Raw genomic sequence first — 18,397 nt, forward strand, 5'->3', positions numbered from 1 at the left:
GCCATGACCCGCCGCCGCTGTCCGGCGGTGCTGATCGCAGCGCCGGCCTCGGGCCAAGGCAAGACCACCGTCACTGCGGCGCTGGCCCGGTTGCATCGCAACCAGGGACGCAAGGTGCGTGTATTCAAATGCGGCCCGGATTTTCTCGACCCGATGATCCTGGAGCGGGCCAGTGGCGCGCCGGTCTATCAATTGGACATGTGGATGGTCGGTGAGCAGGAAAGTCGCCGACTGTTGTGGGAAGCCGCTGCCGAAGCGGACCTGATCCTGATCGAAGGGGTCATGGGGCTGTTCGACGGCACCCCGTCGAGCGCCGACCTGGCGCGGCATTTTGGCGTGCCGGTGTTGGCGGTGATCGATGGCACGGCCATGGCCCAGACTTTCGGCGCCCTGGCCCTGGGCCTGGCGCGTTATCAACCGGACCTGCCGTTCGCCGGGGTCTTGGCCAACCGGGTCGGCACCTTGCGCCACGCGCAATTGCTCGAAGGCAGCCTGACCGAAGGCCTGCGCTGGTACGGCGCGCTGTCTCGGGAAACCGGCATCGAATTGCCCAGTCGTCATCTCGGGTTGGTCCAGGCCAGCGAGTTGAACGACTTGGACGCGCGCCTCGACGTGGCCGCCGAGGCCCTGGCCGGCAGTTGCGAAGTGGCGCTGCCGCCAGCGGTGGAGTTCGCCGCGCCTGAGGTGATCACCGTTGAGCCGTGGCTCGCCGGGGTGCGCATTGCTGTGGCCCGTGACGAAGCGTTTGCCTTCACCTATGGCGCCAGCCTTGATCTGCTGCGGGCCATGGGCGCGCAGTTGTGTTTCTTTTCGCCGATTCATGACAGCGAACTGCCCGAGGCGGACAGCCTTTATTTGCCTGGCGGTTATCCGGAACTGCACCACGTTGCGTTGGCTGGGAACGCGCCGATGCTGGCAGCGATCCGTGCTCACCAGGCCGCCGACAAACCGTTGCTCGCCGAATGCGGCGGCATGTTGTATCTGCTCGATTCATTGACCGATGTCGAAGGCGTGCGCGCCGAACTGCTGGGTTTGCTGGCCGGTGATGCGCAGATGCAAAAGCGCCTGGCAGCCCTGGCGCTGCAAGCGGTGGATTTGCCGGAAGGCACCTTGCGTGGGCATACCTATCATCATTCCCTGACCAGCACCGAGCTTGAACCGATTGCCCGTGGCCATAGCCCCAATGGCGGGCGCGGGGCGGAAGCGGTGTTCCGGCAGGGGCGGATGACGGCTTCCTATGTTCATTTTTATTTCCCGTCCAATCCCAAGGCGATTGCTGCGTTGTTTGCGCCTGATCCTGAGACCGCTATCGCGAGCAAGCTCGTTCCCACAGGGGACCCCGTGATCTCAAGTGCAACGCTAGCCAATGTGGGAGCGAGCTTGCTCGCGAAGAGGCCATGACCGACACCGCTTTCTCCCAGGCCGAACGCGACGCTATCTACCGCGTCATCGCCGAACGCCGCGACATGCGCCACTTCAGCGGTGGCACGGTTGAGCCGGCCTTGCTGCGCCGCCTGCTGGAAGCCGCGCACCAGGCCCCCAGCGTCGGCCTCATGCAACCATGGCGCTTCATCCGCATCAGTGACCGCGCCTTGCGTGGACAGATCCGCGAACTGGTGGAGCAGGAACGCATTCGCACCGCCGAGGCCCTGGGTGAGCGCAGCGATGAATTCATGAAGCTCAAGGTCGAAGGGGTCGACGACTGCGCCGAAGTGCTGGTGGCGGCGTTGATGGAAGATCGTGAGCGGCACATCTTCGGTCGCCGGACCTTGCCGGAAATGGACCTGGCCTCGCTGTCCTGCGCGATCCAGAACCTGTGGCTGGCTTCCCGCGCCGAAGGGCTGGGGATGGGCTGGGTGTCGCTGTTCGAACCCCAGGCCCTGGCCGACCTGCTGGGCCTACCCGCTGGGGCCAAGCCGCTGGCGATCCTCTGCTTGGGCCCGGTCGAGGGTTTTTACCCGGCGCCGATGCTCGCCCTGGAAGGGTGGGCGCAACCGCGTCCGCTCAATGAACTGCTGTATGAAAACCATTGGGGAGTGAGCCCATGAGTGTGGCGTTGCTCAGTGCCGCCGCAGTGGCGCTGGATGCATTGCTGGGCGAGCCCCGACGCTGGCATCCGCTGGTGGCGTTCGGCGGTTTTGCCGATCGCATCGAACAACGTTTCAATTCCGGCGGACGTGGTTGGCGCAGCCATGGGGTGACGGCGTGGATCATTGCCGTGGTGCCGTTGACCTTGCTCGCCACGGCCCTTTCGTGGGCGCCAATGGTGGGCTGGCTGGTGGAGATCCTCGCCTTGTACTGTGCCCTCGGCCTGCGCAGTCTCGGTGAACATGTCGAGCCGGTGGCGCGGGCGTTGCGCAGCGGCGATCTGGAGGAGGCGCGCAAGCGTGTCGGCTATCTGGTCAGCCGCGAAACGGCTGAGCTGGATGAAACCGCCGTGGCCCGCGCCGCCACCGAATCGGTGCTGGAAAATGGCAGCGACGCGGTGTTCGCCGCGTTGTTCTGGTTCGCCGTGGCCGGCGCGCCCGGCGTGGTGTTGTATCGCCTGAGCAATACCCTCGACGCCATGTGGGGTTATCGCAACGAACGCTTCGAGCGCTTCGGCTGGGCGGCGGCAAAAATCGACGATGTGCTCAACTATATTCCGGCGCGCCTGGTGGCATTGACCTACGCGCTGCTCGGCAAAACCCGTCTGGCGCTCAAGTGCTGGCGCACCCAGGGGCCGACCTGGGACAGCCCCAACGCCGGACCAGTGATGGCCGCCGGTGCCGGAGCGCTGGGTGTCGAGCTGGGCGGGGCGGCGGTTTACCACGGCGAACTGCATCAACGTCCAGCGCTGGGCGAGGGCGTGCCGGCGAGTGCCGACGCCATTGATCGCGGCTGGCAATTGGTCCAGCGCGGCGTATGGTTATGGCTGCTGATTCTCTGCCTGGGAGCTGAGTTTTATGCTTGAGCACGGTGGCCGTTTGCGCAACGCAGCCCGGCAATACGGCATTGCCGAAGCGGATTGGCTCGACTTGTCCAGCGGTCTGGCGCCTTGGCCGTTCGACGTCCCGGCGATTCCCCTGCGGGCCTGGGCGCGCCTGCCGGAAACCGATGACGGCTTGGAACAGGCCGCCTGCGATTATTACGGCGCGCTGAATGTGCTACCGGTGGCCGGTTCGCAGATGGCGATCCAGCTGTTGCCGCGCCTGCGCCGGGCCGGCAAGGTCGGTGTCTTGTCGCCCTGTTACGCCGAGCACGCCGAAGCCTGGCGCCGCAGCGGCTACATCGTTCGCGAAGTGCTGGAGTCGGAGGTGGATTTCTTTCTCGACAGCCTCGACGTGCTGGTGGTGGTCAATCCGAACAATCCCACGGGCCTGAGCCTGGCGCCCGAGCGCTTGCTGGACTGGCATGCGCGCCTGGCCCAGCGCGGTGGCTGGCTGGTGGTGGATGAGGCCTTCATGGACGTCACGCCGGCGCTGAGCCTGGCGGCGCACACCCATCTGGTCGGGTTGATCGTGCTGCGCTCGTTCGGCAAGTTCTTTGGCCTGGCCGGGGTTCGCCTGGGGTTTGTATTGGCCGAGCGCCGCTTGCTCAAGTTGCTCGCCGAACAGGTCGGGCCGTGGGTCGTCAGCGGGCCGACCCGGGTGCTGGGCCAGGCGTGCCTGCTGGACACTGATGCCCACGCCTACCAGCGCCAACGCTGCGAAGCCACCAGCCAACGCCTGGCGCTGATGCTCGAACGCCACGGCTTCAAGCCGCAGGGCGGCTGCGGGTTGTTCCAATGGCTGGTCACCGAACACGCCCTGGGGCTTCATGATTTCATGGCCCATCGCGGCATTCTCCTGCGCTTGTTTACCAACACCAGCAGCCTGCGCTTCGGGCTACCGGCCGATGACAGCGAATTCCTGCGCCTCGAACGGGCCTTAGAGGCCTACGCCAAGGACACCCGATGACCACAGTGATGGTGCAGGGCACCACGTCCGATGCCGGCAAAAGTACCTTGGTCACGGCTTTATGCCGCTGGGTCCGACGCCAGGGTGTAAGCGTGGTGCCGTTCAAGCCGCAGAACATGGCCCTCAACAGCGCCGTGACGGCCGACGGCGGCGAAATCGGTCGCGCCCAGGCGGTGCAGGCCCAGGCGGCGGGGCTGGAGCCGCACACCGACATGAACCCGGTGCTGCTCAAGCCCAACAGCGACACCGGCGCCCAGGTGATCATCCATGGCCGTGCCGTGACCACCATGAATGCCGTGGCCTATCACGATTACAAAACCATCGCGATGCAAGCCGTGCTGGCCTCCCACGCGCGCTTGAGCGCGGCCTATCCGGTGGTGATGGTGGAGGGCGCCGGCTCGCCGGCCGAGATCAACCTGCGCGCGGGTGACATTGCCAACATGGGCTTTGCCGAGGCGGTGGATTGCCCGGTGCTGCTGATCGCCGATATCAATCGTGGCGGGGTGTTCGCTCATCTGGTCGGTACCCTGGAGTTGCTTTCGCCCAGCGAACAGGCGCGGGTCAAGGGCTTCATCATCAACCGTTTTCGCGGTGACATCGCCTTGCTGCAACCGGGCCTGGACTGGCTGGAAGCGCGCACCGGCAAACCGGTGATCGGCGTGTTGCCGTACGTGATGGACCTGCACCTGGAAGCCGAGGACGGCCTCGACCAGCGCCAAACCGACAAGGCTGAACAGGTGCTCAAGGTGGTGGTGCCGGTGTTGCCGCGCATCAGCAACCACACTGATTTCGATCCACTGCGCCTGCATCCTCAGGTCGACTTGCAATTCATCGGCCCCGGCCAGCCCATCCCGGCGGCCGACCTGATCATCCTGCCCGGTTCGAAAAGCGTGCGCAGCGACCTGGCCTACTTGCGCGCCAACGGTTGGGCAACGGCGATCAATCGTCACCTGCGCTACGGTGGAAAGCTGCTGGGCATCTGCGGTGGTTTGCAGATGCTCGGCCAGCAGGTCCACGACCCGTCGGGGCTCGAAGGCGCGGCCGGTTCCAGTGCCGGGCTGGGCCTGCTGGATTTCGAAACGACCCTGGAACACGAGAAGCAATTGCGCAATGTGCGCGGGCGACTGGCCTTGGAAGAGGCTGAGGTCAGCGGCTACGAGATCCACGCGGGCGTGACCACTGGCTCGGCCCTGGAAAACCCCGCAGTGCATCTGGAGGATGGCCGTTGCGACGGTGCCCAGAGTCTCGACGGGCAGGTGTTCGGCACTTACCTGCATGGGCTCTTTGAATCGCCGGCGGCCAGTAGCGCGTTGTTGCGCTGGGCCGGGTTGCAGGATGTGCAGGCGGTGGATTACCACGGGTTGCGCGAGCGGGACATCGAGCGGTTGGCGGATCTGGTGGAACAGCATTTGGATACTCGGTTGTTGCGTGAACTCTGTGGGATTTGAGGTGGCTGTACCGGCCCCTTCGCGAGCAAGCTCGCTCCCACTTTGGATCTCTGATGATCACCGAATTCATGTACACCCTGGATCAACTGTGGGAGCGAGCTTGCTCGCGAAGAGGCCAGTCGCCACACCGTCAAATAAAAGGTAATGACCCATGCTGCAACTGATCCTCGGCGGCGCCCGCTCCGGCAAGAGTCGCCTGGCGGAAAAACTCGCCACAGACACCCAATTGCCAGTGACCTACATCGCCACCAGCCAACCCCTGGATGGCGAGATGACCGCGCGCGTCGCGCAACACCGCGCGCGGCGCCCGACCGAATGGGCGCTAGTGGAAGAACCCCTGGCCCTGGCGCGGGTGCTACGGGAAAACGCCGCCCCCGGGCAATGCCTGCTGGTGGATTGCCTGACCCTGTGGCTGACCAACCTGCTGATGCTCGACGACCCCGAGCAACTGAACGCCGAACGCGAGGCGCTGCTGGACTGCCTGGCCACGCTGCCCGGGGACATCATTTTTGTCAGCAACGAGACCGGCATGGGTGTCGTGCCGCTGGGCGAGCTGACTCGCCGTTACGTCGATGAAGCCGGTTGGCTGCATCAAGCCTTGGCCGAACGTTGTCAGCGCGTCGTGCTGACCGTCGCCGGCCTGCCCCTGACTCTCAAAGGTACTGCGTTATGAATCATTGCTGGTGGCTGGACCCGTGCAAGCCCGTCGATAACCAGGCTCTGGAGCAGGCCACGGCCCGTCAGCAACAACTGACCAAGCCGGCGGGTTCCCTGGGCCGGCTGGAGTCGGTGGCGGTGCAACTGGCCGGCCTGCAAGGGCAGGTCAAACCGAGCCTCGATCAGCTATGGATCGCGATTTTTGCCGGTGACCATGGTGTGGTCGCCGAAGGCGTATCGGCCTATCCCCAGGAAGTCACCGGGCAGATGCTGCTCAACTTCGTCAGCGGCGGCGCGGCCATCAGCGTCCTGGCGCGGCAACTGGGCGCGTCGCTGGAAGTGGTGGACCTGGGCACCGTCACGCCTTCGCTGGACCTGCCCGGCGTACGGCACCTGAACGTCGGGCCGGGCACGGCGAATTTTGTCCAGGGCCCAGCCATGACGGTGAGCGAGGGCGAGCAGGCCCTGCAAGCTGGGCGCGACAGCGTGGCGCGTGCGGTCGCGGCCGGGACGCACTTGTTCATTGGTGGCGAGATGGGCATCGGCAACACCACGGCCGCCAGCGCCCTGGCCTGCGCCTTGCTCGAATGCCCGGTGGCGCATCTGGTGGGGCCGGGTACCGGGTTGGACGCGGCGGGTGTCAGCCGCAAGGCCCAGGTGATCGAACGGGCCCTGGCGCTGCACGCGGCCCAGGGCCACGACCCGTTGCAGACCCTGTTCAACCTCGGCGGTTTTGAAATCGCCGCGTTGGTCGGTGCGTACCTGGCCTGCGCCCAGCAGGGCGTCGCGGTGTTGGTGGATGGCTTCATCTGCAGCGTTGCGGCCCTGGTGGCGGTGCGGATCAATCCCGCGTGCCGGCCATGGTTGCTGTTCGGCCATCGTGGCGCCGAGCCGGGCCATCGCCACGTGCTGGAAACCCTCGGCGCCGAACCGCTGCTGGATTTGGGCCTGCGCCTGGGCGAGGGCAGTGGCGCGGCGTTGGCAGTGCCGCTGTTGCGCCTGGCCTGTGACCTTCACGGGCAAATGGCGACGTTTGCCGAAGCGGCCGTGGCGGATCGCCCGGCATGACCTTGCGCCTGGACCTGCTGCGTCACGGCGAAACCGAGCTGGGCGGTGGCTTGCGCGGCAGCCTCGACGATGCCTTGACGGCCAGGGGCTGGGAGCAGATGCACACGGCTGTCGAGCAAGGCGGCCCCTGGGATCGCCTGGTGAGTTCGCCGTTGCAGCGTTGCGCCCGCTTTGCCGAGCAACTGGGTGCCCGACTCGGCGTGCCGGTGCAACTGGACAAAGACCTGCAAGAGCTGCATTTCGGCGCCTGGGAAGGCCGTAGCGCAGCGGCGCTGATGGACACCGACGCCGAGGCACTGGGCCAGTTCTGGGCCGATCCCTATGCCTTCACGCCCCCCGAAGGCGAGCCGGTGCTGGCGTTTTCCAGCCGCGTGCTGGCGGCGGTCGAACGCCTGCACGCGGCCTATGCCGGTGAGCGAGTCTTGCTGGTCAGCCATGGCGGTGTGATGCGCCTGCTGCTGGCCCAGGCCCGCGGCCTGCCTCGGGAGCAATTGCTCAATGTCGAAGTCGGCCATGGCGCGCTGTTTTCCCTGACGGTGTCGGCAGGGCCCGTGCTCAAAGAGGCGGATTGACGATGTTGCCCTTCTGGATCGCCTTGCAGTTTCTCAGCAGTCTGCCGGTACGCCTGCCTGGCATGCCCGAGCCTGAACAGCTGGGCCGTTCGCTGTTGTTCTATCCGGTGGTGGGGTTGTTGTTCGGTGTTTTGCTGTGGCTGTTCAATGCACTGCTGCTGGGCACGCCGTTGCTGCTGCACGCCGCGCTGTTGCTGAGCGTGTGGGTGTTGCTCAGCGGCGGCCTGCACCTCGATGGCCTGGCCGACAGCGCCGATGCCTGGTTGGGCGGTTTCGGCGACCGCGAGCGTACGTTGCTGATCATGAAAGACCCGCGCAGTGGGCCGATCGCGGTGATCACCCTGGTGCTGGTGCTGCTGCTCAAATTCACCGCGCTGCTGGCGTTGATCGAGCAGGGACAGACGTTGACCTTGATCGTCGTGCCGGTGCTGGGGCGTGCCGCGTTGCTTGGCCTGTTCCTGACCACGCCGTACGTGCGTGCCGGCGGCCTGGGCCAGGCCCTCGCCGATCATCTGCCCCGCCGTGCGGGTTGGCAGGTGTTGTGGGTGTGCGCGCTGGGAGGCGTGCTGGTGGCGGGTTGGGCAGGTGTCGTTGCCCTGTTGGCCGCCTCGGCGGTCTTTATCGGCTTGCGCCAGATGATGCTGCGCAGGCTAGGGGGCTGCACCGGGGATACCGCCGGGGCGTTGCTGGAATTGCTTGAGATGGCGATGTTGGTGGGGGTGGTGTTGCGCTGAGTTTGTCCTGATCTTGTCCCGGCGACCTGTCAACTCTGACAGTATCGCGTCATTGAAAACGCGGGCTTAATTCGCTCAAGGCCTCAGCTGCCGCGCAGAGCGATGGGAAGCGTTGTGTCGTGTCCGGTGTTATCGATCTGCCAGGAAAATTGGATGGCCGTTGACGTTTCAACGGCTGAACGTTGTCAATGGGAGAGCGATAGCATGGCAAATGCGGATAACAGACTGGCGCGACGTGAGGCGCACAGCGCTTATCTCAGGATGCGCACCGAGCACCGGTCGGGGTTGGGCGATCAGTCGATAATCATCGATCATCCTATAGTCGACATTGCGACTGGTCTGATCAACGGTCCCAGTCTGAAGAACGGAATGAAGGTAAAAATTCCCAAGTGGGCTAACTTGCCACCTCCCCAGGCCCCGGAAAAAATTGAAGTTCTGCTTGATCGGGGCACGGGTCGTTTTGAAGTCGTGGCTGATCATGAATTTGTAATCCCGGCAGGTGCTACCGACTTTACGGAAACCTTTCCTTACGAGATGCTCATCCAGCCGAGGGATCTTCCGCAACTTGCTGCGTGTCGTCTTATGTATCGCCACCACTCTTATCAGGATGAAGAAGACGATTCACCAATATCCCCGATCGTTATCGATCAACAACCACCTTATAGACACGACCCGCCAGAGGCGTTGAAGTTTTCGGACGTGTACCTCGACGACACAAACCTGGCGCCTGGCAGCAGTTTGACTGCCACAATTCCTGGTTACGCTGATTGGCAAGCTACGGATAAAATCGCCGTTTACCTGGTGGATGCCGCCGACATTCCCGAGGACCTGAATGGACTCTCCCCGATTTTCTTCAACGATGTTCCCCCCCCGGGCACCTCAGACACTCCGATCGAAATCGACGGCGATCGTATTCGTGCGTTTGGCGATGCCGAATGCGTGTTCATCTACGTCCTGATCGACAAGGCGACCAATCCCAGCGCTCTGTCGCTTTGGCAGAAAATAAGCCTCACCTTCGGGCCGCTACCGACCAATCTAAAAGTTCCGGAAGTCCCCCAGGCAGATCCGGGCCCTTTGGTGGTTGAGCATGCTTTGTCGGGGGTGAGCGTGTGGATTCCCATGTATGACGATCCCAAGAGCTACGACGACATTCGGTTGAAGTGGGGAAATACAACCTTGGCCGACCAACCCGTTGGCCCCAATCCACCTCCCAAGATCGAGATACTGGTGGAACCGAAACTCCTCATGCTCGAGGAATACGGCGAAAACACCACCGGCGACAAGACGACCAACGTCAGTTATCACGTCGTGCGTAAAGGTCGGCCATTCGGACCTGAAGACACCGATATCGAGGTCAATTTCGAGGTGCCGATCCCCTGGGTTCCCTGGCCATCTCCCGATTGGCCGGATCCGGTGCATCCAAGCTTGACGGTAGGCGTAGTCAAGAATTGGGATGATAGCCGGACCAACGAGTTGACGCGGGCCGACAAGGACGAGGACGCGAAATTCACCTTTACCTGGTACGCCGAGGCGGTTAACGGTCATGTCATCGATTTTTTCTGGAATGGCACGCGTGTCGTTGAGGCCCGGATCACCTTCGATGATACAGATCCTGATCACGTACCTGGCCAGGATCAAACCGTCGACATCCCTTGGAACTACATCAAGGACGGTGGCAATGGCCAGGCCGTGCCGGTGCACTATCAATTGAGCGCGCCAGGCATTGAGAATGATCTCGAATCCACGCCAACCCTGGTCGATGTCAATGCCATTGCGGTTGAGCTGCCACCTGCGAGTTTTCCCACCATCCCTAACCCGACCGGTTATCCAGGCTGCTCGGTGCTTGATCCCGATGGCGCGCTCCAGGTCGCCATCCCTGACCTAACCGGAGTGCTTGAGGATGGTGACGAGATCACGTTCGTCTTCACCCCCATGAGAGGGGAGGATTTGAACGCACCTGAAGATCCGATCCTCGGCGCGGAATTTGAGCGGACTTACGTGCTGGGCACCGCCGGTGCACCTGTCAGCGGCTTCACCATCCGGGTGGAACCTTACACGACCCATATCCTGCCGCTTTATGACGAGAACGCCGCATCGAATCGCAGGGGCCGGGCGAAGATCCAGTATTTCCACGATGACGGCTCGGAGACGCTTGAATCGACGCCGTTGACAACCCGCACGGCTTTCCACCGACCGAATGATCCGTGCGAGATCCCAAGGCCTTAACCTCGAAGCCGGCACCCGGGCGTCTGCTGCCCGGATGTGCCTGCTGGGGGGAGCCATAGGAAAGGCGCCAACATTGATATTTCATGTAGAAGCAATAAGAAAAGTCTCACAAACACAAGGATAAATCCTACATATATCCAGGAAGCGAGTGCTTAGGATTGCCGCCTTTTGATCGTTCGGACCCAGACGGTAAACGCCAGGCTCGACGGTTGCCAGACAGCTTGTTTATCCAGGAGTTATCCATGCCCGTTAGCCACTCATTCTCTATCACGCCGCTTGCGCGTTTTCTCAAGCTCGCAACCCTCGCGCCGTTGCTGTTGCTCAGCCCGACCGGCCTGGCGCAGACACTCATCGACAATGGTGCGTCCAAGACCATCGACGCCACCACCACGCCCGATGATTACCTGGTGGAGAACGAAAGCAAGCTGACGGCCAATGGCGCCACGACGCACCAGATCCGGGCGACCACAGGGTCGAATATCACCCTCAACGGGACTCAGGTCACCGCTCAGGGCACGACCAACGGAGTCGATCTGTCTGCCAGTGAAACGACCATCGCCAATAAAAGCAAAATTGTCAGCAGCCGTATCGGGCTGCGGCTGGCGCAAACGGCCAGCGGCGGATCTACCGCGGTGGTCAGCGACAGTGAGATCATCGGTGGACAAGTGGGGGCAACCCTCAGTGCCCTCAGCCAATTGACACTCGAAGCAGGCTCCACCGTAACTGGCAGCAACGCCGATGGCATTGGCGTGCGTAGCTTCGGCGGCAAGATCGCCGCCACCGACAGCACCATCATCGGTGGGCTCAACGGTGTGTACCTGTTCGCCGATCTCAACCTGTCCGCCGACAACGCGTTGATCCTGGACAATTCCCGTGTCGAAGGGCTGGCCGGCTCGGCGATCATCGTCGACGGCCAGACCCAGACCAACACCGAACGGGTGAATATCCAGGTCAACAACGGCTCTACCCTGGTGGGCGGTAACGGCACCCTGCTGGAAGTCGTCAATGGCTCTTCGGCGAATTTCAGCGCCGATAACAGTCAACTGGTCGGCGACATCATCGTGGAAGATGGCAGCAGCGCCAACGTGGTGTTCGATAACTTCGCCACGCTCACCGGTCGCCTGGAAAACGTCGAGAGCCTGGCCGTCAACAACGAAGCCCGCTGGATCATGGTCGGCGATGGCGAGGTCGAAAAACTCTCCATGAACGGCGGTGGCATCCAGTTCGGCAATCCGGGCGAATTCTACAAATTGACGGTGGGCGAGCTGTCGGGCAACGGCACCTTCTTCATGCACACCAACTTCAGCACCGGCCAGGTCGACACCTTGACGGTGACCGGGACAGCCACCGGCAATCACCTGGTGGCGCTCGACAGCAGTGGCTCGGAACCCGGCGCCGCCGCTTCCATCCCGGTGGTTCACATCGGCGGTGGCGATGCCCAGTTTTCCCTGGCGGGTGGTGAGGTGGACTTGGGGGCCTACTCCTACAACCTGATCAAGCAAGGCGACAATGATTGGTACCTGAATACCGCTTCGAAAATCATCAGCCCCGGTACCCAATCGGTGATGGCGCTGTTCAATGCCGCACCCACGGTCTGGTACGGCGAACTCAGCACCTTGCGCAGCCGCATGGGCGAAGTGCGCCGGGACCAAGGCAAGGCCGGTGGTTGGATGCGTGCTTATGGTAACAAGTTCGATGTCAGCGCCAGTTCCGGCGTGGCTTATAAGCAAACCCAGCAGGGCTTGTCGTTGGGTGCCGATGCGCCGTTGCCGGTCGGTGACGGGCAGTGGCTGGTGGGGGTGATGGGTGGCTACAGCAAGTCCGACCTGGATTTGAGTCGCGGTACCACCGGTGAAGTCGACAGTTTCTACCTTGGTGCCTACACCACGTGGCTGGACGAGGAAAGCGGCTATTACTTCGACGGTGTGCTCAAGTTCAACCGCTTCCAGAACGAATCCGACGTCCGCCTGAGCGATGGCAAAAAGGCCAAGGGCAGCTACGACAGCCACGGCGTCGGTGGCTCCCTGGAGTTCGGTCGTCACATCAAGTTGGAAGACGACTACTTCGTCGAACCGTATACACAGCTTTCGGGCGTGATCATCGAGGGCAAGGACTATCGCCTGGATAACGGCTTGTCCGCCGAAGGCGACCGCACGCACTCGTTGCTGGGCAAGGTCGGTGCGACGGTTGGGCGCAACTTCGATCTGGGCGAAGGCAATGTGCTGCAGCCGTACCTGCGTGCCGCGTATGTGCACGAGTTCGCCAATAACAACGACGTGCAGGTCAACGATAACAAGTTCAGCAATGACCTCTCCGGTTCGCGCGGTGAGCTGGGTGCGGGTGTGGCGATGACGTTGACTGACAAAGTGTCGGTACACGCCGATTTCGATTACAGCAACGGCAATAAGATCGAGCAGCCGTGGGGGGCCAACGTGGGCGTGCGCTATCTCTGGTAATTCAATGGGCTGACGCTGCACGGCACGTTCAATGTTCTTTACACGATGCGAGGATACCGGCTGCGGCCATTGTCCTCGTGCTTCTTTGAGGAGTCTTGTTCATGAGCGAGTCAGCAGATAAGTCGTCTTCCGATAACCCTAGAGAATTACTTCCACCCCGCATAGATGAACTGTTAGATAACATTCCGGGCGGTGAAATCAATCTGCTTCCAGAAGCCGCCACGCATGATGATCTGAAGGTTTGGTTCGTGTTATGGGACAATTCTGATCCGACGTTGGGTGAGGAGTCGGTTGAGCTGTTCCTTGACGGTGCCCAGAATTGGGTAGATCGCCGAACTTGGAACGCTTTCATAGAGCCGTCAGACCGATATGTGACGTTGTCCCAAAGACTACTGCGTGGTAATGACGGGCTTCATCGGTTGCACTACAGGGCGACGGCTTATAACAATGAGTCTGATGACTCTGCCGAGTTGGAGATTACCCTCGATACGACGCCGCCTGTCCTTGCTGCTGACAGCAAGCTGGTTTTCCCTGCCGAAGTCCTTCCGCCCAATAAACTCACTGCCCGCTACCTTGAGCAGAACAATGATGAGGTCAAGGCCAATCTCCCGGGATACACGGACCCCCGACCCTGGGATCGGATCACCTGGTACTGGGGATCTACACCAGGCACCCTGGATAAAGGCGGTGTCATCGAACTTGATGACCAGAATTTTTCTGATCCCGTCGTGGTTACGATCAGCGCCGATTTAATACAGGACAGGGGCGATGGGTCCCGGTATGTGTGGTATGAGGTGCAGGACCGCGCGGGTAATGTCAGCCCTAGGTCTGTGGCGGTTGTATTGGATGTCGATGCCACGCCGATTCCCCGCACCCTGCCGCCTGCCAAGGTCAAGGAAGCGCCGGGCGGATCATCGAGCGGTGTACTGGACCCGTTTAATGCGGTCAATGGCGTGACGGTGATCATTCCGCAGGAGGCGGTCATTTACGACGGCGAGGGCGTGTTCGTGCAATGGGCCGAGCCGGGTACCGTGGGGGCGTATCGTACCGACACTCCGAACCCCGCAGGCTCGCGGGACTATAAAATCCCGAACGACAAGATCGCCCAGCACCTGGGCAAGACGATTTCCGTGCGATACGAGGTATTCGAGCCCGGGGTCGTCGAACCGCATGAGTCGAACAACTACAGTTTGCGAGTCGATGAGTTGAATGGCTTGCCGACCATTCAGTGCGACAAGGTTTCCGGCGGCAGGTTGAGCTTGGGGAGTATTGCGGATGGTGGGTATGCCAGTTTCACACTCGAACGCTGGACCTTCATGGCCGTCGACCAATTCCTTACGGTCGAGGTAAGAGGAGTCGACAGCGGCAATCAACAGGTCAGGGTTCCGGTGCTGACCGAGTCCCCGGTCCCGGAGGTGGCTCAGCGCATTTCTGCCGGGCAAATTTCGAAGACTGATTTGCAACGTTTCAAGATTGGTAGTCCGCTTGAGGTGCGGGTGAGCATGAGCTTCGATGCCAAGCAGACTTGGAAAGACTTTCCGAGGTTGACGCCGACATTGGTTGCTTGAGATTTGCCTGGGTAGCGGGTTTGTCGGTATGGATGGGCTGTCCAGACTTCGGCGGCAAAACAGATTGTTTTGTCGCCGAAGGTAATAGGGGCTTTTATTTACGGAGTTCCATATTCGGGACGTACATATCCTTAGCTCCTGCAGTCGGGCGCATGTTTACTCCAATACGGTTATTTTGCCAATCCTTCATCCTTCTATGCATTTCTTTCACATAGGCGCTTACATTTATAGTGACGGGTTTTCCTGACCGGGCATGCGGCATTGTGAACCAATTGCTATCCACAGTATCAGCGCTAACGCCACCCCGATTTAAAGTGGGACGAGGTATCTGGAATGGCTTTTTCCCGAGTGGAGATTTTTTTATGATGCGAACCGTACTCTTTGTTATTCCTAGCGCTGCTTGTCGAGTGACCGGTGCAACAATGCCATTCTTACCTGCAGCGCTAGCAGGTTTTACGCCCTTGAAAGCACTCTGAGCAATCAGGGGCGCCGACGCAACCACCGCCGCGTAACCCAAATACTGCCCCCATTTACCGGCTTCCTCATTGTTGTCCGCGATTGCCACTGCGCTAGCGATGGTGGAGCCTGCCGAGAGAGCGGTACCCACTGCGATCATTGCAAGGGAGACTGGGCCTGAAGTTCCTAATGAACCAATGAATGTAGCGACGCCAATCGCCACGAACACCGCCCCCACCGCCACGGAAATCCAGCCTTCAATACCCCCCCCGCCAACTGATGGCAGGGTAATGTCCTCATCCGGCCGTCGCAGTCTGCCACTCCAACCGATCGCCTCATGCCCCGTGGGGTCACGCAGGGCAATCGGGTTGCCCAGGCAATAGGTGTAGGGATTCACGTCGCCGCTGCCGAACGGACTGAACGAGTCCGGGCTGTGGAAGCGCATCAGTCCCGGGTTGTAGGCCCGGTAGCCGCGGCCCAGCAAGTACCAGCCGCTGGCTTCATCGCGCACTTCGCCGTTGAATGCCAGCAGGCTTCGCAGCGTGTCGTCACTGTGGCGTTCCCCGTACGCACTGTAGACGGCAGTTCGCAGGTCTCGCTGTCGGCTTTCACCGATAACGCTCTGATTGGCGTCGGTCAGCAACAATAAGGTCTGTGAGTTGTCCGAGGCCTGTTGTCCCAGGGGACCCTCGGCGTGGTAGAGAAGGTGGGTCTGGCGGCCGTCCTGATCGACATTGCTCAGTTGTTCTTCTTGGTAGAAGCGCAAGGTTTCACTTTCATTGCCTTGTTTTGACGTGACCAAATGATCGTGGCCGTCATAACGGTATTGGCTGACGACCTGGCCGGCGGCACTTTCGACACTCAACAGGCGGTTCTGGCTGTCATAGCTCAGGCGTTGATCCCGTTCATCGTTGAGTTGGCAGCCATTGAGGTTGTAGGCGAACGTCGGGTTCGCAGTCGTTCTTGGCGGCGTATAGGTAATGCCCTGTAGCTGGCAGGGGTTATTCTCGTCCGTGTAGGCGAACATGGCCCGTTCGGTTTTACCGTCGGCGAATGTCGTCAGCGTCAGCTTGATATTGTCAAGGGCATCGAACGCGAAGATCTGGCTGCGGATCTCCCGCCCTTCGCTGTCCCTGGGCAGTGTGCTGCCCTCGCATTCATGCTTGACCAGCCGGCCACGGGGGTCATAGGTAAACGTCTCTTTGAGCAGAGTGACCCCGTCCTGTTGCAGGTGCCGGGTTTTCAGCAGGCCGTCGACTTGCCAGGTTTGCGCCTGGGTGCGTGGCGACAGCTGGTTCAAGGTGAGCGTGCGCAATATCTCGCGGTCTTGATCGTCATACTGCAATTGGGTCACCAGGGTACTGTCCGCCGCCCGGTCCTGGGTGGTGGTGCGATAGAGTTGCCCCAGGCTGTTGTATTCGAACGTGGCTTCAAGTTGACCTTGCTGGATGCTATTTAACCGTCCGGCGTCATCGTAGCCGTAGACAGTGTCGAGGCCGGCGCTATGGTCTTGTTTCAAGTCGGTGCGCTTGAGCTGGCGGCCTTGCATGGAACTTGAATGAAGGGTCTCCCAGGCGGTGTTTCGATTGTCGACCCAACGCTCGACGCGCAACTGGTTGGTGGTGTTGTATTCGTACTCGCGGCGACCTTGCTCATTACGTGCATGGGTCAGGCGCGCGCTGGTCGAGTGATAGGTAAAGTCCACGTCTTCATCTGGAGCACGACTGCTGACGGGTTCGTCGGTGAGGGCCAGGTTGTAGTCGTATTCGATCGTGTCGTTTGCGGGGGTGATCCTGGTCTTTATCTGCATTTGCTCAGTGTCGTAGGTGTAGCGCTCCGTGCGTGTGCCGACCGTGGTCCGGGTCAGGCGTCCCAAGCCATCGAACTGTTGTTCGCCCACGCTGGTTTCGGTCACGCCGTCAGCGCTTACGCTCATGCCCACCGGTAATTCCAAGGTGCTGTGTTCGGCATAGCTGCGTTTGACGATACTGTCATCGGGCAGTGTGCTAGTGACCAGGCGTGACCAGGCGTCATAAACGAAATGGGTGGTGTATTGCGATGCGTCTGTGTGCTCGGTGCAACGGCCCAGGCCGTCGTAGAGGTAGGTTTCTTTGGCGACTTCTTGCTCCGCTGAATTCAGGATCCTGACTCGAGAGGGCTTGCTGAAGAGGTTGAGCCAAGTCTCGCTTAGGCCGCTGATCATCGGGGCCGGCCCGGGGCTCTGGCTCCAGTTGCGCTGGATCGGTCCTTGGGACTCGGACGTACCGATGGGGTCCAGGCTCTGGTGGATCTCGACCCCATCAGGGCCGATCACATAGCACTGCTGCGCCCAGTCGTCATAGTGAAAAGTGCTCTCGAGCGCCCGAGATTCTCCGTCGAGCCAGTCATATTCGGTCTCTTCAGCCAAATTCCCCCAGGCGTTATAAAGGGCCGCATAGGTTTGTCGCGTCCGGTTCGAGTTATCGCTACCGATATGGTCGCTCTCTTGGAAAATCAAGCGACCCAATCCGTCGAGCACACTGCGTGTCTTGATTTGCCTGGCGTTGATGCTCAAGTGCTCGGCCTGTTGCCCGCTGGTGGCGCTGAGGGTGTATTCATAATTGCGGGTGGCCGCGTAGGTGGTATCAGGGGCGACGACTTCCTTCGTCAATCGATTCAGGACGTCGTAGTAATAGTGAGTTTCCACGCCGTCTATCCGATTCATCAGTTCTTGCGATGTGAGTCGCGAATGTTGGCGAACAGTGGTTTTCCTGGCGTTATCGAACGTAGTGCTCGTCGTTTCCGTGGTTTGCTGCACGGGCATGCTGAATTGGGGGCTGTCAAATTTGCGGTAGTCATAATCGACGCGGGTCGACTTGCCATTCAAGGTCACTGTCTGGCGCGAGACGCGGCCATGCAGGAACGCATCGGTGCGGTCGTCGACATGCTCGAACAGCGTGCGCTCCAGTTCGATTTCGGTGGCGCCAAGCTGCACCAGGGTCTGGTTTTCAACCGTGAGCCATTGTTTCAGAAGCACGTCTTGCGGCGGGCACTCCTCCGGCAGGCTGTCCCCCAGTTCCGGCAAGCCCTTGTAGCGATAACGGGTGCATAGCATTGGGGCCTGGCCGTTGGGGGACGGGGCCGGGGCGACGGTTTGCTCTTTCAGGTTGCGCACAAAGCCTTCGGGATCGGCTGGACAGCCATCGCCCCCTGAGGCGGGATACCAGACGTTGGTTTCGATAACGCCATTGGCAAGGGTTCGGACCCGCAGGTTGCCGTGTGTGTCATACGTGTT

General features: G+C 61.2%; 13 protein-coding genes. 12 read left to right on the plus strand and 1 reads right to left on the minus strand.

Annotated features, from left to right (window positions below):
- Positions 1-3 precede the first annotated feature (3 nt).
- From AB4Z20_RS20630 to AB4Z20_RS20685, 12 genes are all read left to right on the plus strand, one after another.
- The gene (locus tag AB4Z20_RS20630; protein ID WP_253478632.1) at positions 4-1,401 is read left to right on the plus strand and encodes a cobyrinate a,c-diamide synthase; all 1,398 of its coding nucleotides are present in this window, start codon (positions 4-6) and stop codon (positions 1,399-1,401) included.
- A complete protein-coding gene (gene bluB / locus AB4Z20_RS20635; protein ID WP_253477203.1) occupies positions 1,398-2,048 on the plus strand; it encodes a 5,6-dimethylbenzimidazole synthase in 651 nt (216 codons plus the stop codon). The genes AB4Z20_RS20630 and bluB overlap by 4 nt, the downstream gene beginning before the upstream one ends.
- Positions 2,045-2,953, plus strand: coding sequence for an adenosylcobinamide-phosphate synthase CbiB (gene cbiB, locus AB4Z20_RS20640; RefSeq protein ID WP_053189701.1), 909 nt, complete (start codon positions 2,045-2,047; stop codon positions 2,951-2,953). The genes bluB and cbiB overlap by 4 nt, the downstream gene beginning before the upstream one ends.
- On the plus strand, positions 2,946-3,938 hold the full coding sequence (cobD, locus tag AB4Z20_RS20645) for a threonine-phosphate decarboxylase CobD (RefSeq protein WP_253477199.1): 993 nt from the start codon (positions 2,946-2,948) through the stop codon (positions 3,936-3,938). The genes cbiB and cobD overlap by 8 nt, the downstream gene beginning before the upstream one ends.
- Entirely contained in the window at positions 3,935-5,386 is a 1,452-nt protein-coding gene (locus AB4Z20_RS20650; RefSeq protein WP_442090507.1) for a cobyric acid synthase, read from the plus strand. The genes cobD and AB4Z20_RS20650 overlap by 4 nt, the downstream gene beginning before the upstream one ends.
- Positions 5,387-5,537: 151 nt before the next feature.
- Complete coding sequence (cobU, locus tag AB4Z20_RS20655) at positions 5,538-6,059, plus strand: bifunctional adenosylcobinamide kinase/adenosylcobinamide-phosphate guanylyltransferase (RefSeq protein WP_320389319.1); 522 nt, start codon at positions 5,538-5,540, stop codon at positions 6,057-6,059.
- On the plus strand, positions 6,056-7,111 hold the full coding sequence (cobT, locus tag AB4Z20_RS20660) for a nicotinate-nucleotide--dimethylbenzimidazole phosphoribosyltransferase (protein WP_253477191.1): 1,056 nt from the start codon (positions 6,056-6,058) through the stop codon (positions 7,109-7,111). Before cobU ends, cobT begins: the two co-directional genes overlap by 4 nt.
- A complete protein-coding gene (gene cobC / locus AB4Z20_RS20665) occupies positions 7,108-7,683 on the plus strand; it encodes an alpha-ribazole phosphatase family protein (RefSeq protein WP_253477188.1) in 576 nt (191 codons plus the stop codon). Before cobT ends, cobC begins: the two co-directional genes overlap by 4 nt.
- Positions 7,684-7,685: 2 nt before the next feature.
- Complete coding sequence (locus AB4Z20_RS20670) at positions 7,686-8,417, plus strand: adenosylcobinamide-GDP ribazoletransferase (protein ID WP_258689126.1); 732 nt, start codon at positions 7,686-7,688, stop codon at positions 8,415-8,417.
- A 153-nt stretch (positions 8,418-8,570) separates the two neighbouring features.
- Positions 8,571-10,643, plus strand: coding sequence for a hypothetical protein (locus AB4Z20_RS20675; RefSeq protein WP_320389318.1), 2,073 nt, complete (start codon positions 8,571-8,573; stop codon positions 10,641-10,643).
- Positions 10,644-10,885: 242 nt separating this feature from the next.
- On the plus strand, positions 10,886-13,099 hold the full coding sequence (locus tag AB4Z20_RS20680; RefSeq protein ID WP_320389317.1) for an autotransporter outer membrane beta-barrel domain-containing protein: 2,214 nt from the start codon (positions 10,886-10,888) through the stop codon (positions 13,097-13,099).
- Positions 13,100-13,200: 101 nt separating this feature from the next.
- The gene (locus tag AB4Z20_RS20685) at positions 13,201-14,667 is read left to right on the plus strand and encodes a hypothetical protein (RefSeq protein WP_442090508.1); all 1,467 of its coding nucleotides are present in this window, start codon (positions 13,201-13,203) and stop codon (positions 14,665-14,667) included.
- Between the two features lie 94 nt (positions 14,668-14,761).
- On the opposite strand, the gene AB4Z20_RS20690 is transcribed toward AB4Z20_RS20685, so the two are convergent.
- A complete protein-coding gene (locus AB4Z20_RS20690; RefSeq protein ID WP_442090509.1) occupies positions 14,762-18,277 on the minus strand; it encodes an RHS repeat domain-containing protein in 3,516 nt (1,171 codons plus the stop codon).
- Positions 18,278-18,397: the final 120 nt, after the last annotated feature.

Origin of the sequence: Pseudomonas sp. KB_12 (genome assembly GCF_052114545.1) — a bacterium.
Taxonomy (GTDB): domain Bacteria; phylum Pseudomonadota; class Gammaproteobacteria; order Pseudomonadales; family Pseudomonadaceae; genus Aquipseudomonas; species Aquipseudomonas brassicacearum.